At 65.4% G+C, this 22,791-nt stretch carries 25 protein-coding genes; 12 read left to right on the top strand and 13 right to left on the bottom strand.

Annotation, left to right across the window (positions count from 1 at the left end; all coding sequences use genetic code 11):
• Positions 1–107 precede the first annotated feature (107 nt).
• Entirely contained in the window at positions 108–809 is a 702-nt protein-coding gene (gene rpe, locus AABA84_RS06265; protein WP_212251705.1) for a ribulose-phosphate 3-epimerase, read from the bottom strand.
• Complete coding sequence (locus AABA84_RS06260) at positions 806–1,228, bottom strand: hypothetical protein (protein ID WP_246550882.1); 423 nt, start codon at positions 1,226–1,228, stop codon at positions 806–808. The genes rpe and AABA84_RS06260 overlap by 4 nt, the downstream gene beginning before the upstream one ends.
• Between AABA84_RS06260 and AABA84_RS06255 the strand changes: the two genes are divergently transcribed.
• Positions 1,116–1,862, top strand: coding sequence for an EF-hand domain-containing protein (locus AABA84_RS06255; RefSeq protein WP_246550865.1), 747 nt, complete (start codon positions 1,116–1,118; stop codon positions 1,860–1,862). The two genes, AABA84_RS06260 and AABA84_RS06255, sit on opposite strands and share 113 nt — an antisense overlap.
• 14 nt (positions 1,863–1,876) lie before the next feature.
• Here the strand turns inward: AABA84_RS06255 and AABA84_RS06250 are convergent, their stop codons facing one another.
• From AABA84_RS06250 to AABA84_RS06240, 3 genes are read right to left on the bottom strand one after another with little or no spacing between them, the layout of a single operon-like run.
• On the bottom strand, positions 1,877–2,089 hold the full coding sequence (locus AABA84_RS06250) for a KTSC domain-containing protein (protein ID WP_212251701.1): 213 nt from the start codon (positions 2,087–2,089) through the stop codon (positions 1,877–1,879).
• Between the two features lie 51 nt (positions 2,090–2,140).
• On the bottom strand, positions 2,141–3,136 hold the full coding sequence (locus AABA84_RS06245) for a P1 family peptidase (RefSeq protein WP_212251699.1): 996 nt from the start codon (positions 3,134–3,136) through the stop codon (positions 2,141–2,143).
• 58 nt (positions 3,137–3,194) lie between these two features.
• Entirely contained in the window at positions 3,195–6,002 is a 2,808-nt protein-coding gene (locus tag AABA84_RS06240; protein ID WP_338311621.1) for a PAS domain S-box protein, read from the bottom strand.
• Positions 6,003–6,232: 230 nt separating this feature from the next.
• On the opposite strand from AABA84_RS06240, the gene AABA84_RS06235 reads away from it, so the two are divergent.
• The gene (locus AABA84_RS06235; RefSeq protein ID WP_338311629.1) at positions 6,233–6,619 is read left to right on the top strand and encodes a response regulator; all 387 of its coding nucleotides are present in this window, start codon (positions 6,233–6,235) and stop codon (positions 6,617–6,619) included.
• Positions 6,620–6,703: 84 nt separating this feature from the next.
• On the opposite strand, the gene AABA84_RS06230 is transcribed toward AABA84_RS06235, so the two are convergent.
• The 5 genes from AABA84_RS06230 to AABA84_RS06210 all read right to left on the bottom strand — a co-directional run bounded on the left by AABA84_RS06230 (position 6,704) and on the right by AABA84_RS06210 (position 11,803).
• Positions 6,704–7,822 (bottom strand): branched-chain amino acid ABC transporter substrate-binding protein, encoded by a 1,119-nt coding sequence (locus AABA84_RS06230; RefSeq protein ID WP_212251696.1) that lies wholly within the window; start codon positions 7,820–7,822, stop codon positions 6,704–6,706.
• Positions 7,823–7,984: 162 nt separating this feature from the next.
• Entirely contained in the window at positions 7,985–8,728 is a 744-nt protein-coding gene (locus AABA84_RS06225; protein WP_212251694.1) for an ABC transporter ATP-binding protein, read from the bottom strand.
• Positions 8,725–9,558, bottom strand: a complete 834-nt coding sequence (locus AABA84_RS06220) for an ABC transporter ATP-binding protein (protein WP_338311620.1) — start codon at positions 9,556–9,558, stop codon at positions 8,725–8,727. Before AABA84_RS06220 ends, AABA84_RS06225 begins: the two co-directional genes overlap by 4 nt.
• A complete protein-coding gene (livM, locus tag AABA84_RS06215) occupies positions 9,555–10,874 on the bottom strand; it encodes a high-affinity branched-chain amino acid ABC transporter permease LivM (RefSeq protein ID WP_338311619.1) in 1,320 nt (439 codons plus the stop codon). The genes AABA84_RS06220 and livM overlap by 4 nt, the downstream gene beginning before the upstream one ends.
• A gap of 11 nt (positions 10,875–10,885) precedes the next feature.
• Positions 10,886–11,803 (bottom strand): ABC transporter permease subunit, encoded by a 918-nt coding sequence (locus AABA84_RS06210; protein WP_212251688.1) that lies wholly within the window; start codon positions 11,801–11,803, stop codon positions 10,886–10,888.
• 276 nt (positions 11,804–12,079) lie between these two features.
• On the opposite strand from AABA84_RS06210, the gene AABA84_RS06205 reads away from it, so the two are divergent.
• Complete coding sequence (locus tag AABA84_RS06205) at positions 12,080–12,265, top strand: hypothetical protein (RefSeq protein WP_212251686.1); 186 nt, start codon at positions 12,080–12,082, stop codon at positions 12,263–12,265.
• A gap of 206 nt (positions 12,266–12,471) precedes the next feature.
• A complete protein-coding gene (locus AABA84_RS06200; protein ID WP_212251684.1) occupies positions 12,472–13,008 on the top strand; it encodes a hypothetical protein in 537 nt (178 codons plus the stop codon).
• Here the strand turns inward: AABA84_RS06200 and AABA84_RS06195 are convergent.
• The 3 genes from AABA84_RS06195 to AABA84_RS06185 form a co-directional block, all read right to left on the bottom strand.
• A complete protein-coding gene (locus AABA84_RS06195) occupies positions 12,970–13,362 on the bottom strand; it encodes a carboxymuconolactone decarboxylase family protein (protein ID WP_338311618.1) in 393 nt (130 codons plus the stop codon). The genes AABA84_RS06200 and AABA84_RS06195 overlap by 39 nt on opposite strands.
• Before the next feature lie 106 nt (positions 13,363–13,468).
• Positions 13,469–14,251 (bottom strand): 3-oxoadipate enol-lactonase, encoded by a 783-nt coding sequence (gene pcaD / locus AABA84_RS06190; protein ID WP_183261568.1) that lies wholly within the window; start codon positions 14,249–14,251, stop codon positions 13,469–13,471.
• A 37-nt stretch (positions 14,252–14,288) separates the two neighbouring features.
• The gene (locus AABA84_RS06185; RefSeq protein ID WP_212251682.1) at positions 14,289–15,644 is read right to left on the bottom strand and encodes a 3-carboxy-cis,cis-muconate cycloisomerase; all 1,356 of its coding nucleotides are present in this window, start codon (positions 15,642–15,644) and stop codon (positions 14,289–14,291) included.
• A gap of 172 nt (positions 15,645–15,816) precedes the next feature.
• Between AABA84_RS06185 and AABA84_RS06180 the strand changes: the two genes are divergently transcribed.
• The 8 genes from AABA84_RS06180 to AABA84_RS06145 all read left to right on the top strand — a co-directional run bounded on the left by AABA84_RS06180 (position 15,817) and on the right by AABA84_RS06145 (position 22,720).
• Complete coding sequence (locus tag AABA84_RS06180; protein ID WP_094895595.1) at positions 15,817–16,263, top strand: SRPBCC family protein; 447 nt, start codon at positions 15,817–15,819, stop codon at positions 16,261–16,263.
• A gap of 134 nt (positions 16,264–16,397) precedes the next feature.
• Entirely contained in the window at positions 16,398–16,883 is a 486-nt protein-coding gene (locus AABA84_RS06175; RefSeq protein WP_338311617.1) for a (2Fe-2S)-binding protein, read from the top strand.
• A gap of 27 nt (positions 16,884–16,910) precedes the next feature.
• Entirely contained in the window at positions 16,911–17,717 is an 807-nt protein-coding gene (locus tag AABA84_RS06170) for an FAD binding domain-containing protein (RefSeq protein WP_212251680.1), read from the top strand.
• A gap of 62 nt (positions 17,718–17,779) precedes the next feature.
• A complete protein-coding gene (locus AABA84_RS06165; RefSeq protein WP_212251678.1) occupies positions 17,780–18,718 on the top strand; it encodes an AAA family ATPase in 939 nt (312 codons plus the stop codon).
• Between the two features lie 160 nt (positions 18,719–18,878).
• Positions 18,879–20,081, top strand: a complete 1,203-nt coding sequence (locus tag AABA84_RS06160; protein WP_212251676.1) for a vWA domain-containing protein — start codon at positions 18,879–18,881, stop codon at positions 20,079–20,081.
• Positions 20,082–20,091: 10 nt separating this feature from the next.
• Positions 20,092–20,415 carry an XdhC family protein gene (locus AABA84_RS06155; protein ID WP_007602422.1) on the top strand — a complete coding sequence of 108 codons (324 nt, stop codon included), beginning with the start codon at positions 20,092–20,094 and terminating at the stop codon, positions 20,413–20,415.
• A 2-nt stretch (positions 20,416–20,417) separates the two neighbouring features.
• Positions 20,418–21,119, top strand: coding sequence for an XdhC family protein (locus tag AABA84_RS06150; protein WP_338311616.1), 702 nt, complete (start codon positions 20,418–20,420; stop codon positions 21,117–21,119).
• Entirely contained in the window at positions 21,116–22,720 is a 1,605-nt protein-coding gene (locus AABA84_RS06145) for a molybdopterin-binding/glycosyltransferase family 2 protein (RefSeq protein ID WP_338311615.1), read from the top strand. Before AABA84_RS06150 ends, AABA84_RS06145 begins: the two co-directional genes overlap by 4 nt.
• The last annotated feature ends 71 nt before the right edge of the window (positions 22,721–22,791 follow it).

Raw genomic sequence — 22,791 nt, 5'->3', positions numbered from 1 at the left:
AAGTCCGGATGAGTACGGATCAAGAGCGCAATTTTAGGCATTACGCGTTGCAATACCCGTAAAAGCCGCGGGCTTTTCCGCCGTCCGCCTGCGCCGTTTGGTCCAGCTCAAATCGCTTCGCCGCGAGCCCCCAGCGCCGCATTGCGGATCGCGGCGATGTTGGTCTTGTAGGCTTCCTGCGTGCCGCCCCTGAACACGGATGTGCCGGCGACGAAGGCGTTGGCGCCGGCCGCGGCGAGCGCGCCCGCAACGTCGGGGCCGACCCCGCCATCAACCTCGATGTCGATCGGGCGTCCGGCCGTCATCGCGCGGATGTCGCGGATCTTGCCGATCGCGGAAGGGATGAAGGCCTGGCCGCCGAAGCCGGGATTGACCGACATCACCAGCACGAGGTCGACGAGGTCGAGGACATATTCGAGCGCGCTGATCGGCGTGCCCGGGTTGAGCGAGACGCCGGCCTTCTTGCCGAGCGCGCGGATCGCCTGGAGCGAGCGGTGCAAATGGGGACCGGCTTCCGCATGCACGGTGATGTGGTCGCAGCCGGCTTTCGCAAAGGCCTCCAGATAGGGGTCGCAGGGCGAGATCATCAGGTGCGCGTCGAACACCTTCTTCGTGTGCGGGCGCATCGCCTTGATGACGTCGGGGCCGTAGGAGATGTTGGGAACGAAGTGACCGTCCATCACGTCGAGATGGATCCAGTCCGCACCGGCAGCGTCGACGCTGCGCACCTCTTCGCCGAGCCTGGAGAAGTCCGAGGCCAGGATCGAGGGCGCGATTGCCAGGGGGCGGGGGGTGAAGGCTTGGGTCATGGCGCGGTTTCCCGTGGCGGCCGAAAGAAGATCGGGCTTCGCCTAACATGGGCCTCCCTGGCGGGCAATGCAGGGCAGGCGTCCTTCCTGTGGGCGGAAATTTCTGCCGCGACCGGCATGAATTGCCGGTGTTCCCGGGCCGTCCAACGCGCGGCGACGGCGGATTTCATTGAACTTTTTGCGCTGGCACGACGCTTGCTGACGTTACCCGACAGAACATTGGCCGCGGCATGCCGCGTCGGTTGGAGTTGTGCAATGCTGTTAGCCCTTGGCGCCGTGTCCAGCGCGCTCGACGCGATCCAGTCGCTGACGAACTCGAGGTCGTCTTCGTCGACGCAGAAGGCCGGGTCAACGCAGAAGGCCGGATCTTCGCAAGGCGCAACCAATCCGTTCGCGATCGACAGCAGCACGGGCAGCATGACGACCTCATTGGTCGGCTCAAGCAGTCCTCCACAGATCGCGCCGGAGACCATGAACGCGCTGCTCGCCGCGCAGAGCCAGTCGACCGACGGCGCGAGCAGTTCAGCGAGCTCGACCTCGTCGAGTTCGTCGTCCTCGACGTCGAAGGGCCGGGAGGCTGCGCTCAAGGATCTGTTCTCGCAGATCGATGCGGACGGCGACGGCAGCATTACCAAGTCCGAGTTCGAGGACGCGCTGGGCGCCGGCGGCACCAACCTCGCGCAGGCCGACGATGTCTTCTCGAAGCTGGATGCAAACGCCGACGGCAACGTCAGCCTTGACGAGATGTCGAAGGCGCTGAAGAGCGGCCACGGGCACCATCACGCGCAAGGCGCCGGCGGCGCGGGCGATGGATCGGACTCCTCGTCGAAGCCCAGCGGCGGATCGACCTCGACCACGACGACCGCTGCCGACGGGTCGACCACGACGACCGTCACCTATGCCGACGGCTTCAAGATGTCGACGACGGTGCCGGGCGCCTCCAGCCCCCGCAATTCGGCTTACGATCTGTTCGCGCAGTTGATGCAACGGCAAGGCGGGCAGGGGCAGGGTTCTTCGGCGGCCGCCGGTTCGTCGATGTCGATGAGCGTGTGAGCGGCATCCAAGGTTCAGCCGGCATACTCGTGCGTGATGTCACGGTAGGCATACCGGTCACGGATTTCGTGGTTGAAGAACGCCCCCTTTGAGCGCGCTTCCCTGAACGCGGCGGCGACCTCGGGCGGAACATCCTCGTAGACATAGAGGCGTCCGCTGACGAAAGTCACCTTCAGCTCGCGCGTGTCCGGCGCATAGCGAAAGAAGCGGATCACGGAAGACGGCATGGCGGTACACCTTGGCCCGCCAGGATAACGCCGTATCCGCCGTTTCGGTTTCTAGCCGAACCGGTCCTTCCAGGACGGCTGCGCCCCCGGGAACGGCAGCGCGGCCGCGCTATAGACGCCGCGGGCGATTGCGCGCGCGACCACGTTGGCCGCGACGGTGCCGAGTTCGGTGAGGCCGACCAGCGGATCGATCGGCCTCTCACCGGTCGCGGCCGCAAACAGCACGTCGCCGTCGGTCGGTGCATGCACCGGATAGATCGCGCGGGCGAAGCCGGTGTGCGCGATCATCGCCAGCCGCTTGGCCTGGGGCTTGGTCAGCACCGCGTCAGTGACGACCGCGCCAATTGTGGTGTTCTCGCGCGCGTTCGCGGCAGGGCCGCCCTTGATGCGCATGCGGAGCATGTCGTCGGTGAATTCGTGCGGCAGGCCGCGTCCGCCGAACTCGCCGTTCACCTCGAATGGCGCCGCCCAGAACCAAGGTCCGTTGCCGACGGTGACGCTTCCCACCGCGTTGACGGCGACGATCGCGGCGACCTTGACACCATCGGGCGTCACCGCCGAGGCCGAGCCGAGCCCGCCCTTGAACGTTGCGGTGGTGGCACCGAGGCCGGCGCCGACGCTACCGATCGCGAAGTCGGTGCCGGCGGCGGCCGCCGCGGCGTAGCCGAGGTCGCGATAGGGCGAGAACCTTCCCCAGGCCTTGTCGCCCCCATTGAGCAGATCGAACAGGATCGCGCCCGGCACGATCGGGATCAATGCTTCCCGAACCCGGTGGCCGCGGCCCTGCTCGGCGAGCCAGGCCTGCACCCCGCCGCCGGTGTCGAGGCCAAACGCGGAACCGCCTGACAGTGCGATCGCGTCGACGCGCTCGACGGTGTTGGCGAGATCGAGCAGTGCGTCTTCGCGCGTGCCGGGTCCGCCGCCGCGGACGTCGATCGCTGCGACCGCCGGCTGGTCGAAAATGATCGCGGTCGTGCCGGAGGCCAATTTCGCATCTTCGGCATGGCCGACGCGGACGCCGGCGATATCGGTGAGCAGATTTTTCAAGGCGGCCTCATCGTTGAGTGCAGTTCGCGATCTGCGATAGCGCAGAGAGGACGCAGGCTCAACTGGCGAGCGCGGTCCGGAGCATCTTGGCAAGCTCGGACTTGCGGTAGGGCTTTGCCAGCAGCAGCACGCCGGAATCGAGCCGGCCATGGTGGACGATCGCGTTCTCGGTGTAGCCCGAGGTGAACAGCGTCTTGAGGTCGGGGCGGCGGCGGGCGGCTTCGTCGGCAAGCTGGCGACCGTTCATGTTGCCCGGCATGATGATGTCGGTGAAGAGCAGGTCGATGGTCTTATCGTTGTCGATGATGGTCAGGGCCTCCGCGCCGTTGGCGGCCTCGAGCGCGGTGTAGCCGAGGCTCTTGACCTGGGTCACCACATATTGCCGCACCAATGCGTCGTCCTCGACGATCAGGATCTTCTCGTCGCCGCCGGTGATGGGCGCGTTCTGGAGCGCTTCGATCTCGGTCTCCTGCACGCCGCTCGAGCGCGGCAGGTAGATCTTGACGCTCGTGCCGTGGCCTTCCTCGCTGTAGATCTTGATGTGTCCGCCGGACTGCTTGACGAAGCCGAACACCATGCTGAGCCCGAGCCCGGTGCCCTTGCCAACCTCCTTGGTGGTGAAGAAGGGGTCAAACACCCGGTCGATCAACTCCGGCGGAATTCCGGAGCCGGTGTCGCTGACCGCGATCATCACGTAACTGCCGGCGACCATGTCGGCATTCATGCTGGCATAGCCGTCGTCGAGGAAGACGTTGCGGGTCTCCAGCACCAGGGTGCCGCCATCGGGCATCGCGTCACGCGCGTTCAGCGCGAGATTGAGGATCGCCGTGGAAAGCTGACCGGGGTCGACCAGAGCCGGCCATGCATCCTCGGTGAGCTGCGGCATGATGGTGATCTGCTCGCCCAGGGTGGGGTGCAACAGCTTGGCGGCTTCGAGCGCCAGCGCATTGACGTCGATCTCGCGGGGCTGGAGCGGCTGCTTGCGGGCGAAGGCCAGCAGATGCTTGGTCAGCTGCGCCCCGCGCTCGGCGGCGTCGTCGATCAGCTTGGTGATCGCAGCCAGCTCGGGCCGGTCGGCAACCGCGTCCGACAAGATACCGATCGTGCCGGTGATGACGGTCAGCACGTTGTTGAAGTCGTGAGCGACACCGCCGGTCAACTGACCGATGGAATCCATTTTCTGGACCTGTCGGAACTGGGCTTCGGCAGCCTGCTTCTCCGTGAGATCCCGGCCAATGAAGAAGTGACGCTTCACCGGCTCGGACCAGGTGCCCATCCAGTTCAGCGTGACCTCGTGGCCGTCGTAGTGATAGTAGCGCGCCTCGAAGCTGCGCTTGACCGCGCCGCGCCGCGCCGCGCGCATCTCCTCCCGGGTTCGATCGAGGTCGTCGGGGTGAATGAACTCGGTGGCGCTATGCCCGATCAAGTCTTCCGGGCTGAAGCCGAGGATGTCCTTCACGCTGGGGCTGACCTGGATGAAATTGCCGAAACCGTCGGTGACCAGGATCAGGTCCTGCGAGGTCTCGAAAATGCGCTGTCGCTCCTCGGTCTCCTGGCGCAGCTTTTCCCTGGATTGCTTCTCCTCGGTGATGTCGTGGGCGATCTTGGAGGCGCCGATGATCTCGCCGCTCTCCGCCCGAAGTGGCGAGACGTTGAGGACGACGTCGAGCACGCGGCCGTCCTTTCGAATCCGCACAGTCTCGTGCTGGGCAATCGACTCGTTGCTGCTGATGCGATTGAGAATGCTCCTGACTTCCGGCTTGCGGTCCTCCGGCACGATGATGTCGATCGGCTTGCCGACGGCCTCTGCGGCGGAATAGCCGAACAGGTGCTCGGCGGCACGATTCCAGCCGGTGATGGCGCCGTTGAGCGACTGGGTGATGATGGCGTCGTTGGAGGATTCGACGACGGCGCCATACAGGGCGAGGCGCTTGCCATAGAAGTCGCGATCCGATGCCGATTGCTCGCGCAGTCTGCCGACAAGACCCACCGTCCGGGCCTGAAGGCGAACGTTCTCGATCAGCAACACCGCCAGCACGAAGCTCGACGCGCAGAGACCGTAGAGACGGCCGGCGTAGAAACCGAGATCGAAGCGCACGACGTTGACGATCGCAGACAGCGCGATGTCGAACAGCCATGCGCACATCACGACCATGAGCCATATGTCGATCACCGCATGCGGGCGCCGGAACCACAGTGAAACGAGCGCGGCGAAGCTCAGCGACCAAACAAAGGACACGACCCCGATCATGGTCGGTGTGTATCGGCTGTCGCGGAGCAGGACCGGCAACAGATCGTGCTGGGCGGTGACGATCCAGGTCAAGGCACCCATGGTCGCGACGACGCCGAGCACGATGGCGTAGATCACGTTGCTTGTTGTGCCCCGGACCCTGGGTCCGCCGTCCTTTTCCTTCTGCCAGGCATAGCCCAGCACGAACAGCGGGAAGGCGCCGTGCCAGACCATGTAGAGCCAGACCGTGGTCTGACTGCCGGCGCCAAACAGCCCTGTCGGCGCGAACAGGCCGGGGAAGGTGAGGGCATGGACCAGAGCTGCCGCGGCGGTGAACAGGTAGCCGGTCGACAGCCACAACAGGGCACGGGTCCGCAGCACCGAAAACTGCGACAGCAGCAGCACAGCCGTGATGATATCGCTCACCGCCAGGGCGGATTGGTAGCTCGCGACGAAGGCGGGGACCGGCGGCAGCTGGATACCTGCGAACGGCACGGCCAAAACGAACAAGATCGAAGAGACGCCGACGATCCACAATGCTGCGGTCCGGTCGACCGATGCCGCCGGCAGCGTCGAAAGAAATGTGCTTCGGTCGATCGCAGGCACGTTCATCTCATGCAGACCCGTTTTGAGCATCTCCGCAGTTCCAAGATACGGCAGTCTTGACTTCACGCCTCCCACGGTAGCCCGTTCCGGGCGCGTGTCGTGAACTGTTGCAGTGACGACTCAACCGAAGGTTACAGCTTACTTAATTCTGGTGGGAACGCGGAATAGGGATCGGGTAAGATGCGCCATAATGCCCTGCCGCCGCGGCGGGTTCCAGGTTTGAATCACACGATTTGGATCAATCTGTTGGGGTTATTCCCATGCCTCGTATTCTCATCATAGACGACCAGAAGGACGTGCGCGCGATGGTCGCGATCGTGCTTCGGGTCAACCGTTACGAGGTTGCCGAGGCCGACAGCGGTGCGGCCGGGCTGAAAACCTTCGCGGAAGGCTCCTTTGACGTGGCGATTGTCGATATCTTCCTTGGCGACGTCAGCGGTGTCGATGTCATCGCGACCCTGCGCGAGCAGGCGCCGGGGCTCCCCATCGTTGCGGTGTCCGGAATGACGGCGCTGGATTTCATGGAGCAGTCGCCCCACCTGGCCAGCGTGGTCTGCCTGCAGAAGCCGTTTCGGCCGAACGATCTCCTGCACGCGCTTCGGAAAGCCCAGGCCGCGGCCGGTGGCGAGCTGCCTGCGGCCGTCTGATCCTTGCGCCGCGAAAAGAAACGCCCCGGCCGAGCCGGGGCGTGGTGACAATCGTATGGCGGCCCGAGGGCGCGGCAAGCGGGCTTAGGTGCCGTTGCCCTTGATCTCGGCATAATTGCCCTTGGCGTCCCATTTGTAGACGACGTAGTCGATCTGCTTGATGTCGCCCTTGGCGTCATACTCGACCGGACCGATCACGGTGTCCCACTTGCCGGCCTTCATCGCCTCCATGACCTTCTTGGCGTCGGTGGTGCCGGCCTTCTTGGCCGCCTGCGACCACACCTGCATCGCCGCATAGGTGTAGAGGGTGTAGCCCTCGGGGTCGATATTCTTGGCCTTGAAGGCCTCGACGATCTTCTTCGCGGTGGGCTTGTTGCGCGGATCGGGGCCGAAGGTGAACAGCGTGCCTTCGCCAGCCGGGCCGGTGATGGAGGCGTACTCCTTGTCGGCGAGCGCGTCGCCGGCCATCAGCACGGTCTTGAGGCCCTGGTCGCGCATCTGACGCAGGATCAGGCCGCTCTCCTGATGGTAGCCGCCGACATAGACGAGGTCGATGTTGTCGCGCTTCAAGCGCGAGACGATCGCGTTGAAGTCCTTGTCGCCCTTGTTGTAGGACTCGTACATCTTCTCGGTGACGCCGGCCTTGTTGAGTGCCTTCTTGGTCTCGTCGGCAAGACCCTTGCCGTAGGTGGTCTTGTCGTTGAGGATCGCGATGTTCTTGCCCTTGAAGTTCTTGGCGATGTACTGCGCCGCGATCAGGCCCTGCTGATCGTCACGGCCGCAGACGCGCGCCACGTTCCAGAGCTTGCGCTCGGTGAACAGCGGGTTGGTCGAGGCCGGCGTGATCTGCAGCACGTTGCCGTCGGCATAGGCTTCCGAAGCCGGGATCGACGACGACGAGCAATAGTGCCCGGCCACGAACGGGATTTTCGCGCCGGCGATCTTTTCGGCGATCGAGCGCGCCTGCTTCGGGTCGCAGGCATCGTCCTCGACCGACAGCGCAAGCTTCTTGCCGTTGACGCCGCCTGCGGCATTGATATCGGCCACGGCCATTTCGGCGCCGTTCTTCATCTGGCGGCCGAAGGCGGATTCGCCGCCGGTCATCGGGCCTGCGACTGCGACGGTGACATCCTGCGCGAACGCCACGCTCGACAGCGCGATCGACGCGCCGAATGCCAGACCGATGAGCTTCAGTGATTTCATGAGATACCTCGCGGGTGGTCGCCTGTGGAAGTTGCCGGGCGTGCCCGGTCCAAACCGGCGCCATTCTCGAATGAATTTACCGAGAAGTCACCGGCAAAGTACGGGCATCGGCAGAGATATCTCGCCACATTCGGCCGCACGCGGGTCGGGCTCGCCGGCCGGTCAGCCGTGCCGGCCGCCTTCCAGGTAGGCGGCGCGAATCTCGGGGCGCTGCAACAACTCGGCCCCGCTACCGGCCAGCGTGATCAGGCCATTGACCATGACATAGCCGCGATGGGCGAGCTTGAGGGCGTGGTTGGCGTTCTGCTCGACGATCAGGACGGTCAGGCCGTCCTGCCGGTTCAGGGTGCGGATCGCATCGAAGATCTGGCGCGCGATCAGCGGCGCAAGGCCGAGCGAGGGCTCGTCGAGCAGGAGCAGGCGGGGACGGCTCATCAAGGCGCGGCCGATCGCCAGCATCTGCTGCTCGCCGCCGGACAAGGTTCCGCCGCGCTGGGCGTAGCGTTCCTTCAGCCGCGGAAACAGCGTGAAGACGCGTTGCAGCGTCGCCTCGCGTTCGGCCTCGGTGCATCCGGTGGCATCCGCCCCCATCTGGAGGTTTTCCGCCACGCTCATGCGCGGGAAGACCCGGCGGCCCTCCGGCGATTGCGCGATGCGCAAATGTGCGATCTCGTGGGTGGGGACGTCGGTGATGTCGCGGCCTTGGTACAGGATCTGGCCGGCGCGGGCGCGCGGCTTGCCGAAGATCGTCATCATCAGCGTCGACTTGCCGGCGCCGTTGGCGCCGATCAGCGCCACGATCTCGCCGGCATTGATCTCGACGTCGACGCCCTTCAGCGCCTCGATCTTGCCGTAGGCGGCGCGCAAGCCCCGGATCGCGAGCAGGGGAGAGGGCGCCGCGGTCACGATCCGCCCTCCATCACGGCTGCCGCCTCTTCCTCGTCGGCGCCGAGATAGGCTGCGATCACCTTGGGATCGTCGCGGACCTCGCGCGGCGTGCCTTCGGCGATCTTGACGCCATGGTCCATCACCACGATGTGGTCGGAGATCTCCATCACCACCGACATGTCGTGCTCGATCAGGAGGATCGAAGTGCCGAGCTCGTCGCGGATCGAGAGCAGGAGCTCGCTCAAGGCCGCGCTCTCGCGCGCATTGAGGCCGGCGGCGGGCTCGTCCAGGCACAGCAGCGCGGGCTCGGTGCACATTGCGCGCGCGATCTCGAGCCGGCGCTGGTCGCCATAGGCGAAATTGCCGGCGGCATCGTCGGCCCGGTCGAGCAGATTGACCCGCTTGAGCCAGTCCGTAGCAAGATCAATCGCGCGCTTCTCGGCGTCGCGATAGCCGGGTGCGCCGATCAGGCCGAGGAAGGTGAAGCCGGAGGCGCGCATCAGTGCGTTGTGCTGCGCCACCATCAGGTTTTCCAGCGCGGTCATGCCGGGAAACAGCCGGATGTTCTGGAAGGTGCGGGCCACCTTGGCTTGCTTGGCGATGCGGAAATCGTTCAGCCGCTCCAGCGCGATCGTCCTGCCGCCGTCATGGCTGAGGCGGATGGCGCCGCCGCTCGGTTTGTAGAAGCCTGTGATGCAGTTGAAGACGGTGGTCTTGCCGGCGCCGTTCGGCCCGATCAGCGCGGTGATCTTCTTCCGCTCGGCGGCGAAAGAAAGGTCCTGCACGGCAATGATGCCGCCGAAGCGCATGGCGAGCCGGTCGACGCTGAGAATCTTGTCGCCGCTCATCCGTGCCCTTCCTTGACGAGGTCGGAGGAGATCGCCTTCGCCTTGGTCAGGTACACGGTCGGAGCGCGATGGCCGATCAGGCCGCGCGGCCGCCAGATCATGATCAGCACCATGGCCATGCCGAACACCAGCATGCGATAGCCCTCCAGGCTCCGGAACAATTCGAAGCCGCCGATCATGGCGAGCGCGGAGAGCGCGACGCCGAGCTGCGAGCCCATGCCGCCGAGGACGACGATGGCGAGCACCAGCGCCGATTCCTGGAAGGTGAAGGATTCCGGGCTGATGAAGCCCTGCCGGGTGGCGAAGAACGCGCCGGCAAAGCCGCCGAACATCGCACCGGTCGCGAACGCCGTGAGCTTGGTGGTCGTGGTGTTGATGCCGAGCGCGCGGCAGGCGACCTCGTCCTCGCGCAAGGCTTCCCAGGCCCGCCCGATCGGCAGCCGGCGCAGGCGGATCGTCGCCCAGTTGGTGAGCAGCGCCAGCGCCAGGATCAGATAGAACAGGAAGACGATGCGGTGCGTCGGCGAATATTCGATGCCGAGCCTGGCGGCGAGCCCGTCATCGCTGTTGTCGAGCGGGATGCCGAAGAAGGTGGGGCGGGGAATGCCGGAGACGCCGTTGGGGCCGCCGGTGAGATCCTGCCAGTTGATGATGACGAGGCGGATGATCTCGCCGAAGGCGAGCGTCACGATGGCGAGATAGTCGCCGCGCAGGCGCAGCACCGGGAAGCCGAGCAGGACGCCCCAGAAGGCGGCGAGAATGCCGGCGAGCGGCAGGCAGATCCAGAACGACCAGCCGAAATTGGTGGCGAGCAGTCCGTAGGAATAGGCGCCGACCGCATAGAAGGCGACATAGCCGAGATCGAGCAGGCCGGCGAGCCCGACCACGACGTTCAATCCCCAGCCCAGCATGACATAGGTGAGCACCAGGATCGCGAGGTCGAGGATGTAGCGCTGGTTATAGAAGATGACCGGCACCAGCAGCGTGAAGATCAGGAGCGCCGGCGCGAGGTAGCGGCCGATGAACGATATGCAGCTCCGCACCGCCGGCGGCACCAGCTTCTCGGTGCCGGTCGGGCCGATCCACTGCCGAAGCAGCTCGATCACGATCGAGCCGCCGAACACGGCGGCGACGATGGAGGCGAGGTCGCCGAAGCGGGTCCAATAGGTGAGCTGGCCGGAGGAGCCCGCCTCGGTGCGGATGCCGATCATCAGCGAGAACAGCACCAGCGCAATCAGCGCGTTGATGAAGGCTGTCTTCAGGAGGGCGGGGATGCCCGTTGCAGGTCTGGCCGTGTTGGTCGAGGGAGCTGTCACGCGCGCGACCGTCAGACTTTTTCGACTTCGGGACGGCCGAGCAGGCCGGTCGGCATGAAGATCAGCACCACGATCAGGATCGAGAAAGCGGCGACGTCCTTGTATTCGACCGAGAAATAGGCAGACCAGAACGTCTCGATCAGGCCGATCGCGAGACCGCCGAGCATGGCCCCCGGCAGCGAGCCGATGCCGCCGAGCACGGCAGCGGTGAACGCCTTGATGCCTGCGACGAAGCCCATGAAGAAATCGACGAGGCCGTAATAGAGCAGGTACATCAGGCCCGCGACCGCGGCGAGCGCGGCACCAATCACGAAGGTCATGGAGATGGTGCGGTCGACGTCGACGCCGAGCAGCGCCGCCATGGTCTGGTCCTGCTCGCAGGCGCGCATGTCGCGTCCGAGCCGGGTGCGCGATACCAGCCAGGTGAAGACCGCCAGCAGCACGATAGTGGTGACCACCACCATGATCTGGATGTTGGAGAGCTGGATCACGAAACCGTCGGTGCTCTCATGCAGGGTGTAGCCGCCGGTGATGAAGGGCGGGATCGGCTTGACGCGCGCGCCTTGCGCGACTTGCGAATAGTTGGTCAGCACGAAGGACATGCCGATCGCCGACAGCATCGGAGCGAGCCGGAAGGAGTGGCGAAGCGGCCGGTAGGCGATGCGCTCGATGGTCCAGCCATAGAGTGCGGTGATCGCCATCGAGACCAGCAGCACGACCAGCAGGATCAGCGGGATCGCGGTCAGTCCGAACGAGATCAGGATCAGGAAGGTGATCAGGGCGATGAAGCCGCCGATCATGAAGACGTCGCCATGGGCGAAGTTGATCATGCCGACGATGCCGTAGACCATCGTGTAGCCGATGGCGATCAGGCCGTAGATCGAGCCCAGAACGAGGCCGTTGATGAGCTGCTGGGCGAAGTAATCCATGGGCTGCCGTACCAAACCTGACGCGGGCTCAAAGGGAGCTCTTAGGAGAGTGGGTTTCTTGGGCCGTTTCTTGGGCCCCGGCAGCCCCTAAGCATTCTTCCGGATTTGTAACAGGAGGGAACTGGCGGCTGCAACAGCTCCCGCTACCGCAGCAGGTCTTGTACAGAGCTGATTTTGCGATCGGTTCCGGAACTGCGAGGAACCGGGTTCCTCGGGCAACCAAAGGGGATGACGGCCGTTATCTCGCCTCTGACGTCCAACAAGGGAGTTCCCCGAATGACGAAGCAGCAGAACCAGAATCCGGGTCAGCAGAGTCAGAACCCCGGCCAGCAGCGCCCAGGTCAACAGCCGGGTCAGCAGGGCGGAGGTCAGAAGCCCGGCCAGCAGCAGCAGAACGACCCAATGCGTCAGGGCGATCGCCCCGGCCAGCAGCAGGGCGGCCAGCACGGTCAGGACAAGTAGTTTTGGGAGTCGAGAACGAAGGGTAGCGAGGGGCCCCGCCGCAAGGCGGGGCCTTTTTCTTTGGCCGCCCGGTCCATCCTGGCCGCCCGGCCCATCGGGCAGTTAAGGTAAACAAAGGGTTTAAATTGCCGCCGCAGTCTGATGCGAGTTAGCTCCCGGCAAAGCCTTCCCAGCGAAGGCGCGTGGTCGACGAAGCGGGAAGCGGCATGTTCAGGAATTGGCGGATCGGCTCAGTCAACGGCGCGCTGCTGGCGGCCTATTTCATTCCGGCCTGGACCCTTGTCGCCTTCAACATCATCGTCGCACCGGTGCATGGCCTCTACGAGCGGCCGAGCGTCGCCGTCGCGCTTTTCCTCAGCGATCATCTCCAGATGGCAGGGATGAGCACGGTGCGCGCGGCCTGGCTGCTTGCGCTCGGCCGGCTCACCGTGGTGGCGTTCTTTGCGATCTATCTCGCTCTGCTCTGCGTCCCCCGAACCCGCAAGTCCGGCGGCAGCGATGAGGCGCTCGGGATCGCGCTGGCGATCGGCAGCCTGATCTCGTTTGCCAGCATGGTGATGGCTTCGAAGGTCGGCGAGATGGCCGCGCTCCGGCTGCATGCCACCGAGCTGCTGCTGCTGCTCGGTGCTGCCATCGTGATCCTGATCGAACGGCCCGAAGCGGCTCCGCAGATCGTCGAGACCCCTGCCGAGATCCCTGCGTCGCTAGGACTTGAGCAGGCCGAGCTCCTGCACAATAGCTGAGGCTTCCTTGACGGCGTGGTTCGACGCCGGTACGCCGCAATAGATCGCCTGCTGCAGCAGGATTTCCTTGATGTCGTCGGGGGTGAAGCCCCCCTCTGCGAGCGCTGCACGCACATGCAGGCGAAACTCGTCCCATTGCCCGAGCGCGACCATGGTGCCGATCACCAGCACGCGACGCGTGCGCTCGTCGAAATGCGGCCGCGTCCAGATCTCGCCCCAGGCGTAGCGCGTGATCATGTCCTGGAAGTCGGTGTTGAAGGCGTTGCGGTTCGCGATCGACTTGTCGACCCAGGCATTGCCCAGCACCTTCCGTCGCACGTTCATGCCGGCATCGCGGCGCTTCTGGTCGTCCATTCTGTCCTCCTCTCGTCATTGCGAGGAGCGTGGCGACGAAGCAATCCAGAGTGTCTCCGCGGAAACAGTCCGGATTGCTTCGCTGCGCTCGCAATAACGATTGCGGTTAGCGCTGCGTCAAAAATCCCACCACCGCGTCGGTGAACGCGTGTGGCTGCTCGACATTGGAGATGTGGGCGGCGTCGATGATGGTCATGCTTGCGCCCGGAATATTCGAGCGGATCAGCTCGCCCGCCGAGATCGGCGTCGCCATGTCGTGGCGGCCCGCGATCACCAATGTCGGGCTCTTGATCTTCGGCAGCAGCGCGCGCTGGTCGAGCGTCGACAGCGCCTCACAGCAGGCGAGATAGCCTTCGACGGGGGAGGCGAGCAGCATCGATTTCATCTTCGCGGTGATCTCAGGCTCGCGCTCGCGGAAATCCTGGGTGAGCCATCCCGCGATCACGGCATCGGCAACCGCCGCGATGCCGCCCTTCTTCACGGCGTCGATGCGCTCCAGCCATTTGGTCGGCTCGGCATAGTAGCAGGAGGTGTTGGCGAGGATGAGCTTGCCGAAGCGCTCCGGAGCGTTGGCGCCCAGCCATTGCCCGACCATGCCGCCCATCGACAGGCCGCACCAATGCACTTTCTCGATGTTGAGGTCGTCGAGGATCGCGAGCACGTCGCGGCCGAAGCGCTCCATCGTGTAGGGGCCGGGCGGAACGTTCGACTTGCCGTGGCCGCGACGGTCGTAGCGGATGACGCGAAATACCTGCGTCAGCGCCTTCATCTGCGGCTCCCACATCTGCAGCGTGCAGCCGAGCGAATTGGAGAGCATCAGGGTCGGCCCGCCGTCGCGGCCCTCGACGGAGACGTTCAGCAGGCAACCGTCGGCATCGATCATGGGCATGCGGCGTCTCCGTCTTATCTTGCGTATTTTGCGGTTCTTATTCGCGGTCGAGGCTGTCGAGCAGCCGGTCGATCAAGGCTTGGGAAGCCCCTTGATAGGCCATCGGCTCGAACAATGCCGCAATTTTTTCCGGCGAAAGATGCGCAGTGACCTGCGAATCGGCCGTCAGCACCTCGCGCAGATGTTTCTTCTCGGCGACCGCGCGCTTGCTGGCGGTCTCGATGAGATGATGTGCATCGCTCTTGCCGATCTTGTCGGCCAGCGCGAAGGTGACAGCTTCCGCCATGATCAGGCCGTGTGTCGCATCGAGATTGCTGCGCATGCGCGCGGCGTCGACGTCGAGGCCCTCGGCGATGTCGACGATGGCCGCCAGCGCGCCTGAGGCAACCAGCATCAATTGCGGCAAGGTCGGCCATTCCGCGTGCCAGGGGCCCGCGCTGCGCTCATGATCCTGCACTTGAGCCGCAAATATCGTCGCGGCAAGCTGCGGAGCCATCGTGGCGGCGCCCAGCGCGCTTGCGGCGGCGACCGGGTTGCGCTTGTGCGGCATGGTCGAGGAGCCGCCGCGGCCTTCGCCGGCGGGCTCGAAGGCTTCCGCGACGTCGGTCTGCATCATCAGCGAAACGTCGCGCGCGATCTTGCCGCAGGTCCCAGCCAGAATAGCGAAAGCCGAAGCAGCCTCCGCGATACGGTCGCGATGGGTGTGCCAGGGCGCTTCCGGTAGCGGCAGGTTCAGCTCCTGCGCCAGCCGCTCGGCCACTGCCAGCCCCTTGTCGCCGAGGGCCGCCAGTGTGCCGGCGGCGCCGCCGAATTGCAGCGCGAGGCCCTCGCGGGAGAGCCGCCGCAGGCGGCAGCGGGCGCGAGCGAGGCCTGCGGCATATTCGGCGGCTTTCAGGCCGAACGGCATCGGTAGCGCGTGCTGCAGCCAGGTCCGTGCCACCATCGCGGTGTTGCGATGGCTGCGCGCCAGCGCGGCAAATCCCTTGATGGCGCGGCTGAGGTCGGCGTCCAGCGCATCGAGGCCGGCGCGAAGCGTGAGCATGGTCGCGGTGTCGATGACATCCTGGCTGGTGGCGCCCCAATGCACGTAGCGCGCGGCCTCGGTGTCGGCCCTGCCGACATTGGCGGTCAGCATCTTGACCAGAGGAATCGCCAGATTGCCCGATCGCGTCGCGGCCTCGGCCAGCGCCGCCATGTCAAAGGAATCGGCCTTGCATGCCGCCTCGATCGAGCCCACCGCAGAGGCCGGAATCACATCCGTGGCGGCCTCCGCGCGTGCCAGGGCTGCCTCGAAATCGAGCATGTTCTGCAGGGTCGAGCGGTCATCGCAGACCGCGCGCATGGCGGCGCTCGACAGCATCGGTGCGAGCAGGGGGGAGAGGGAAGTGCTCATATTGCGCGCGACCTAATCATCATGGCCCGGCTGTGCCAATCCCCAACCGCCCGCACACGTCTTTTTGCAGTTGCGAATTTGCATTGCACTTGACCGGTGTCGCCCTTTCCTTTGCCGCGTGCCTGCGTTACTTGATCAGCACTATAAGTTACGCGATCCGGGAGGCACCCTCATGGCCATGACGATGAACGGCGAAGTCCAGCTCGCGGCGCCGCGCGAGGCCGTGTGGGCCAAGCTCAACGATCCCGAGGTGCTGAAGGCCTGCATCCCCGGTTGCGAGGAGCTCGAGAGGACCGAGGACGGCGGCTTTCGCGCAACGGCGAAAATGAAGGTCGGCCCGGTGTCGGCACGCTTCAAGGGCAAGGTCACACTCAGCGATCTCGACCCGCCGAACGGCTATCGGATCTCGGGTGAGGGCGAGGGCGGGGTCGCCGGCTTCGCCAAGGGTGGCGCCGTGGTCAAGCTCGCGGAGAAGGACGGCGGCACGCTGCTGTCCTACGAGGTCGAGGCGCAGATCGGCGGCAAGTTGGCGCAGCTCGGCCAGCGCCTCATCAACGGCGCCGCCAAGAAACTCGCCGACGAATTTTTCGCGAACTTCGCCAAGGCGGTACAGGGCTGAAGGTCATCGCCTTTGGCATGGCACCTTGCGTCCCGGGCGATGTTGCCCCGGGGCATAATGGCCCATATGATGGGTTGGAATAATTATAAGAACCGCTTCGACGGGACCCGTCGGGGCGCTGATAGAGAGTGCTTATGGCAAAAATCTCCCTCATCGTGAACGGCAATCCAGTCACCGCCAACGTCGATCCCCGCACCCTCCTGGTGCAGTTCCTGCGCGAGAATCTGCGCCTGACCGGCACCCATGTCGGCTGCGACACCTCGCAGTGCGGCGCCTGTGTCGTGCATGTCGACGGCAAGGCCGTGAAATCCTGCACCACGCTCGCAGTGATGGCCGACGGCCACGAGGTCAAGACGATCGAGGGGCTGGCCGCAGACGGCGCGCCCCTGCATCCGATGCAGGAGGCCTTCCGCGAGCACCATGGCCTGCAGTGCGGCTTCTGCACGCCGGGCATGATCATGACCGCGATCGACATCGTGCACCGCAAGGGCAACAAGCTCGACGACCATACGATCCGGGAAGAACTAGAAGGCAATCTCTGCCGCTGCACCGGCTACCAGAACATTGTCGCCTCGATCTCCGCCGGCGCCAAGGCGATGGCGAAATCCGACCTCGCGTAACGCGCAGCCCGCGATCAGGACATTCAGATGTACGAATTCAAATATCATCGCCCCGGGACCGTGCGGCAGGCCGCCAACCTCCTGGTGAAGAACGAAGACGCCAAGGTCATCGCCGGCGGCCACACGCTGATTCCCGTCATGAAGCAGCGCCTCGCCAGCCCCCCGCATCTGGTCGACCTCTCCCATATCGAGGGGCTCAATACGATCGAGATGAAGGGCCGTTCTCTGGTGATCGGCGCCACCGCCAAGCACGCCGAGGTCGCGAGCTCCGCCATCGTCGGCGAGGCAATCCCCGCGCTCGCGAATCTTGCCGGCGGAATCGGCGATCCCGCCGTGCGTCACAAGGGCACGATCGGCGGCTCGCTCGCCAACAACGATCCGACCGCGGACTATCCGGCTGCCGTGCTCGCGCTGGGCGCGACCATCGTTACCAACAAGCGCCGCCTCAAGGCCGAAGAGTATTTCCAGGGCCTGTTCTCGACCGCGTTGGAAGCCGACGAGATCATCACCAAGGTGATGTTCCCGCTGCCGAAGAAGGCGGCCTACGTCAAGTTCCGCAACCAGGCCTCGCGCTATGCGTTGGTTGGCGTGTTCGTGGCGCGGCGTCCGTCCGACGTGCGGGTTGCCGTGACCGGCGCCGGCTCCGAAGGCGTGTTCCGCGTCACTGCGTTCGAGGAAGCCCTGAAGAAACGCTTCGCCGCGAAGGCGCTCGACGGCATCGAGGTGCCGGCCGAAGGCCTCAACAGCGATATCCACGGCAGCGCCGAATACCGCGCGCATCTCATCGGCGTGCTGACCCGGCGCGCCGTCGACGCCGCCAACGCCAAGGAGTGAGGTGACCTCACGCCTCGGCCCAAACTTGTCCCCGGTGAGGGCGTAGCGAGACTGGTTTTTTCATGACTTCAGCGGCCAATACTTCCGGGGCCAATACTTCAGTTGGGTTGCCGGCATCGGTCGATGCGATGCTCGAGCTCCTGACGTCGCGCGGCTATCTCGCGGAGCGGTCGCTGGCGACGGTGACGTATCTCTCGCTGCGCATGGGCCGGCCGCTGTTCCTGGAAGGCGAGGCCGGCGTCGGCAAGACCGAGATCGCCAAGGTCCTGTCCGCTGCGCTCGGGCGGAAGCTGATCCGCCTGCAATGCTACGAAGGCCTCGACGTCTCCTCCGCGGTCTACGAGTGGAACAGCGCCGCGCAGATGATCGCGATCCGGATGGCGGAAGCCGCCGGCGACACCGACCGCGAGCAGCTCTCGAGCGACATCTTCGCCGACCGTTACATGATCAAGCGGCCGCTGCTCCAGGCGCTGGAGCCCGACGTTGCGGGACCACCGGTGCTGCTGATCGACGAGCTCGATCGCGCCGACGAGGCGTTCGAGGCATACTTGCTCGAAATCCTCAGCGACTTCCAGGTGACGATCCCGGAGTTCGGCACCGTCAAGGCCCCACACCCGCCGATCGTCATCATCACCTCCAACCGTACCCGCGAGATTCACGACGCTTTGAAGCGGCGCTGTCTCTATCACTGGGTGGATTATCCCGCCGCCGAGCGCGAGCTCGCGATCGTCAAGTCGCGCGTTCCCGGCATCTCCGCCAAGCTGTCGCAGCAGGTCGTGCGTTTCGTGCAGGCGCTGCGCAACCAGGACTTCTACAAGTCGCCGGGCGTCGCCGAGACCATCGACTGGGCCACCGCGCTGTCGGAGCTCGACGCCCGCTCGCTGACGCCGCAAGTGGTCGGCGACACGCTGGGCGCGCTGCTGAAGTACCAGGACGACATCACCCGCATGCAGGGCGATACCTTGCAGAAGGTGCTGAAGGACGCGACGAGCGAGAATTGATCTCGCGCTACAACTGAGTTCGTCAGTCCGGGGCGTGACGAAGTCGCGAGCTATGGTGCGCAATTGCGCACCTGAGAATCCATAACCACGATCTGGAGTATGGATTCCGGGCTCGCGCCAAGTGGCGCGCCCCGGAATGACGAGGGATGGATACGAGACCATGGCCATCAACCACCTTGCGCCCGAGCAGACCGAGCAGTTCGCCGACAACATCGTCGGCTTTGCCCGCGCGCTGCGCTCTACGGGCATGCCGGTCGGGCCGGGTGCTGTCATCGACGCCATGAGCGCACTTCAGGTGATCGACATCGGCAAGCGCGCCGACGTCTTCACCACGTTGGAGGCGATCTTCGTCAAGCGTCATGAGCACGCGCTGATCTTCAAGCAGGCCTTCAACCTGTTCTTCCGCGCCTCGGAAGAATGGAAGCACATGCTTGACTCGGTGCCGCTGCCGGACGAGGCCAAGAAGAAGCCGCAGGCCGGCTCGCGCCGCGTGCAGGAGGCGATGTCGCGGCCGCGCATGACCGAGACGCCGCAGCATCAGGAGCAGGATCTGCGCCTGTCGGTGTCCGACAAGGAGATCCTTCAGAAGAAGGATTTTGCGCAGATGAGCGCCGCCGAGATCACCGAGGCGCTGCGTGCCGTCGAGCGGATGCGGCTGCCGCAGGCCGAACTCCTGACGCGCCGGCACCGGCCTGATCCGCGCGGGCTTCGTCTCGATTTGCGCCGCACGCTGCGCGCCTCCTTGCGTACCGGCGGCGATATCATCGACATCCATCGCCTCGGGCGGATCGAGAAGCCGGCGCCGATCGTGGCGCTGCTCGATATCTCGGGCTCGATGAGCGAATACACCCGCCTGTTCCTGCATTTCCTCCATGCCATCGGCGATGCGCGCAAGCGCGTCTCGGTGTTCCTGTTCGGCACCCGGCTGACCAACGTCACCCGCGCGTTGCGCCAGCGCGATCCCGATGAGGCGTTGGCGAGCTGTTCGGCCTCGGTCGAGGACTGGGCCGGCGGCACCCGGATTTCGGCCTCGCTGCACAACTTCAACAAATTGTGGGCGCGGCGGGTGCTGAGCCAGGGCGCCATCGTGCTTCTGATCTCGGACGGGCTGGAGCGGGAGGCCGATTCCAGGCTCGCCTTCGAGATGGACCGGCTGCACCGCTCGTGCCGGCGGCTGATCTGGCTCAACCCGCTGCTCCGGTTCGGCGGCTTCGAGGCCAAGGCCCAGGGCATCAAAATGATGCTCCCGCACGTTGACGAATTCCGCCCGGTACATAATTTGAGTTCGATCCAGGAGCTGATCACGACGCTCTCCCGGCCGCTGCCGCCGCATCACCGCAGCCTGATCCGCTCCGCAGCTTGAGAGGCACCCCATGCTCGATCGCGACGAGGATATTCTGAAGGCGGCGGAGGACTGGCAGAAGGCCGGCCGTGGCGTCGCGCTCGCCACCGTGGTGGAGACGTGGGGCTCTGCGCCGCGCCCGGCGGGCTCCAGCCTCGTCATCAACGACGAGGGTACGTTCTTGGGCTCGGTTTCCGGCGGCTGCGTCGAGGGCGCCGTGGTCACCGAGGCCATGGACGTGATCCAGAGCGGCAAGCCGAGGATGCTGGAGTTCGGCGTCGCCGACGAGACCGCCTGGAATGTCGGGCTGTCCTGCGGCGGCACCATCCGCGTCTTCGTCGAGAAAGTCGGTTAGCCGTGAAGCTCGAGATCCTGCACGAACTCAATGCCGAGCGGGCCGCGCGCCGGCCGGCGATCCTGGTGACCGACACCGAGAGCGGCGAGCAGCGCCTGGTGAAGGCGAAGGACTTTGCAAGAGATCCCCTGCGCGCCGAACTCGACAAGCAACTCCGCATGGGCAAGAGCGCCAGTGTCGAGGCCGGGGGCAAGAAGCTGTTCCTCAACGTCTACGCGCCGACTGCAAAACTCGTCATCGTCGGTGCGGTCCATATCAGCCAGGCCCTGGCGCCGTTGGCGCGCTCGCTCGGCTATGACGTCACGGTCGTGGATCCGCGCACGGCGTTTGCGAGCCCCGAACGTTTTCCCGACGTTCCGCTGGTTGCCGAATGGCCGGACACCGCGCTGCCGCCGCTCAGTGTCGATGCCTACACGGCCTTCGTCGCGGTGACCCACGATCCAAAGATCGACGACCCCGCGCTGCTGCACGCCTTCGAGCGCGGCTGCTTCTATATCGGCGCGCTCGGCTCGCGGAAGACGCACGCCAAGCGCGGCGACCGGCTGCGGGCGCAGGGCGCCAAGGAGAGCGACATCGCGCGCATTCACGCGCCCATTGGCCTCGCGATCGGCGCGGTCTCCCCGTCCGAGATCGCAGTGTCGATCATGGCGGAGATCACGGCCGTGCTCCGTCTGCCTCCCAAAGAAAAAGAAGAAGCGGCATGAAATTCGGCCCGGCGAGCCCTAAGGATGCAATCGGCGGCGTGACCGTCCACACTCTGCGCCAGGGACCGCTGGTGCTGAAGAAGGGCACGACGATCGGGCCTGCCGAGGTCGAGCAGCTCACGCGCGCCGGCATCAAGGACATTGTCGTGGTGCGCATGGAGGCGGGCGATGTCTCCGAGGACGTTGCGGCCGCCGGCATCGCGCTGGCCGTCGGCGGCGAGGGCATTCATGTCGAGCGAGCCTTCACCGGCCGCGCCAATCTGTTCGCCGCGCGCCCGGGCGTGCTGGTGATCGACCGCGCCGCGGTCGACCGCATCAACAACATCGATGAAGCCATCACCTGTGCGACGCTCACCGCCTACAAGCCGGTGGTCGAGGGCGAGATGGTCGGCACCGTCAAGATCATCCCGTTCGGCGTCGAAGGCAGTTTGCGCGATGCCGCGGTGAAGGCCGCAGGCAAGGACGTGCTCAGAATCGCGCCTTACGTGATCCAGCGCGTCGGCGTGGTCTCGACGCTGCTGCCGGGCCTGTCATCCAAGGTGATCGACAAGACGCTGCGCGTCACGGCCGAGCGGCTCGCACCGGCCGGTGCCAGCATCATCGCCGAGCGGCGTGTCCAGCACGAGGAAGCTGCCCTGTCAGCCGCGATCATGGAATTGCTCGGCCTCGGTGCGGAGCTCGTCATCGTGTTCGGGGCCTCGGCGATCGCCGATCGCCGCGACGTGATTCCGGCGGCCGTCACGGGGATCGGCGGCGAGATCGAGCATTTCGGCATGCCGGTGGACCCCGGCAATCTCTTGCTGATCGCGCGGGCCGGTGACGTTCCGGTGCTGGGCGCACCGGGCTGTGCGCGCTCGCCGGTCGAGAACGGGTTTGACTGGGTCTTGATGCGGCTCCTCGCCGGCATCAAGGTGACGCGCTCCGAGCTGATGGGTATGGGTGTCGGCGGCCTCCTGATGGAGATCGTCACGCGGCCGCAGCCACGTGCCAAGCCCGAGATCGAGGGCAACAGCCAGGTCGCGGCCATCGTGCTTGCGGCGGGCCGTTCGACCCGGATGGGCGGGCCGAACAAGCTGCTCGCCGAGCTCGACGGCAAGAAGCTGGTGCGGATCGCGACCGAGCAGGCGCTGGCCTCCAGGGCATCCGAGGTGATCGTTGTCACCGGCCATCAGACCGAGCTGGTCGAGCAGGCGCTGCAAGGACTGAAGGTGAAGTTCGTTCGCAATCCGGATTTCGCCGGCGGCATCGCAAGCTCGGTCAAGGCCGGCATCGCCGCCGTGCCGGAGAGCTGCGACGGCGCCCTGGTCTGTCTCGGCGACATGCCGCTGATCGATGCCGGCCTGATCGACCGGCTCATCGACGGCTTTGCGCCGGATCGCGGCAATCTCATCGTCGTGCCCGTCAGCGAGGGCCGCCGCGGCAATCCCGTGCTGTGGTCGCGCCGCTTCTTCAAGGAGTTGATGACGCTCGACGGCGATGTCGGCGCGCGCCATCTGATCGCCAAGCACACCGAGGCCGTGGCCGAAGTGCCGGTCGACGGCGAGAGCGCCTTTCTCGACATCGACACGCCGCAGGCGCTGGAAGCGGCACGGCGGGGATGAGGGCGCCGGTGCCGTAGGGTTGTTTAGCCTTGCGGCTGCGCGAAGCGCAGGCGCTTGGCGTAACCTACCAT

Source organism: Bradyrhizobium sp. TM239 (assembly GCF_036247985.1).
GTDB lineage: Bacteria > Pseudomonadota > Alphaproteobacteria > Rhizobiales > Xanthobacteraceae > Bradyrhizobium > Bradyrhizobium ottawaense.
This window is presented reverse-complemented; position numbering and strand designations above follow the sequence as displayed.

What these genes read in the sequence shown, in the direction of transcription:
- AABA84_RS06195 (WP_338311618.1), bottom strand. Translation starts at nt 13,362, where the DNA reads ATGGACGACCAGAAGCGCCGCGATGCCGGCATGAACGTGCGACGGAAG.
- AABA84_RS06205 (WP_212251686.1), top strand. Translation starts at nt 12,080, where the DNA reads ATGACGAAGCAGCAGAACCAGAATCCGGGTCAGCAGAGTCAGAACCCC.
- AABA84_RS06260 (WP_246550882.1), bottom strand. Translation starts at nt 1,228, where the DNA reads ATGCTGCCCGTGCTGCTGTCGATCGCGAACGGATTGGTTGCGCCTTGC.
- AABA84_RS06240 (WP_338311621.1), bottom strand. Translation starts at nt 6,002, where the DNA reads ATGCTCAAAACGGGTCTGCATGAGATGAACGTGCCTGCGATCGACCGA.
- AABA84_RS06210 (WP_212251688.1), bottom strand. Translation starts at nt 11,803, where the DNA reads ATGGATTACTTCGCCCAGCAGCTCATCAACGGCCTCGTTCTGGGCTCG.
- AABA84_RS06200 (WP_212251684.1), top strand. Translation starts at nt 12,472, where the DNA reads ATGTTCAGGAATTGGCGGATCGGCTCAGTCAACGGCGCGCTGCTGGCG.
- AABA84_RS06155 (WP_007602422.1), top strand. Translation starts at nt 20,092, where the DNA reads ATGCTCGATCGCGACGAGGATATTCTGAAGGCGGCGGAGGACTGGCAG.
- AABA84_RS06175 (WP_338311617.1), top strand. Translation starts at nt 16,398, where the DNA reads ATGGCAAAAATCTCCCTCATCGTGAACGGCAATCCAGTCACCGCCAAC.
- AABA84_RS06165 (WP_212251678.1), top strand. Translation starts at nt 17,780, where the DNA reads ATGACTTCAGCGGCCAATACTTCCGGGGCCAATACTTCAGTTGGGTTG.
- AABA84_RS06170 (WP_212251680.1), top strand. Translation starts at nt 16,911, where the DNA reads ATGTACGAATTCAAATATCATCGCCCCGGGACCGTGCGGCAGGCCGCC.
- AABA84_RS06220 (WP_338311620.1), bottom strand. Translation starts at nt 9,558, where the DNA reads ATGAGCGGCGACAAGATTCTCAGCGTCGACCGGCTCGCCATGCGCTTC.
- AABA84_RS06250 (WP_212251701.1), bottom strand. Translation starts at nt 2,089, where the DNA reads ATGCCGTCTTCCGTGATCCGCTTCTTTCGCTATGCGCCGGACACGCGC.
- AABA84_RS06145 (WP_338311615.1), top strand. Translation starts at nt 21,116, where the DNA reads ATGAAATTCGGCCCGGCGAGCCCTAAGGATGCAATCGGCGGCGTGACC.
- AABA84_RS06230 (WP_212251696.1), bottom strand. Translation starts at nt 7,822, where the DNA reads ATGAAATCACTGAAGCTCATCGGTCTGGCATTCGGCGCGTCGATCGCG.
- AABA84_RS06235 (WP_338311629.1), top strand. Translation starts at nt 6,233, where the DNA reads ATGCCTCGTATTCTCATCATAGACGACCAGAAGGACGTGCGCGCGATG.
- AABA84_RS06180 (WP_094895595.1), top strand. Translation starts at nt 15,817, where the DNA reads ATGGCCATGACGATGAACGGCGAAGTCCAGCTCGCGGCGCCGCGCGAG.
- AABA84_RS06185 (WP_212251682.1), bottom strand. Translation starts at nt 15,644, where the DNA reads ATGAGCACTTCCCTCTCCCCCCTGCTCGCACCGATGCTGTCGAGCGCC.
- rpe (WP_212251705.1), bottom strand. Translation starts at nt 809, where the DNA reads ATGACCCAAGCCTTCACCCCCCGCCCCCTGGCAATCGCGCCCTCGATC.
- pcaD (WP_183261568.1), bottom strand. Translation starts at nt 14,251, where the DNA reads ATGCCCATGATCGATGCCGACGGTTGCCTGCTGAACGTCTCCGTCGAG.
- AABA84_RS06160 (WP_212251676.1), top strand. Translation starts at nt 18,879, where the DNA reads ATGGCCATCAACCACCTTGCGCCCGAGCAGACCGAGCAGTTCGCCGAC.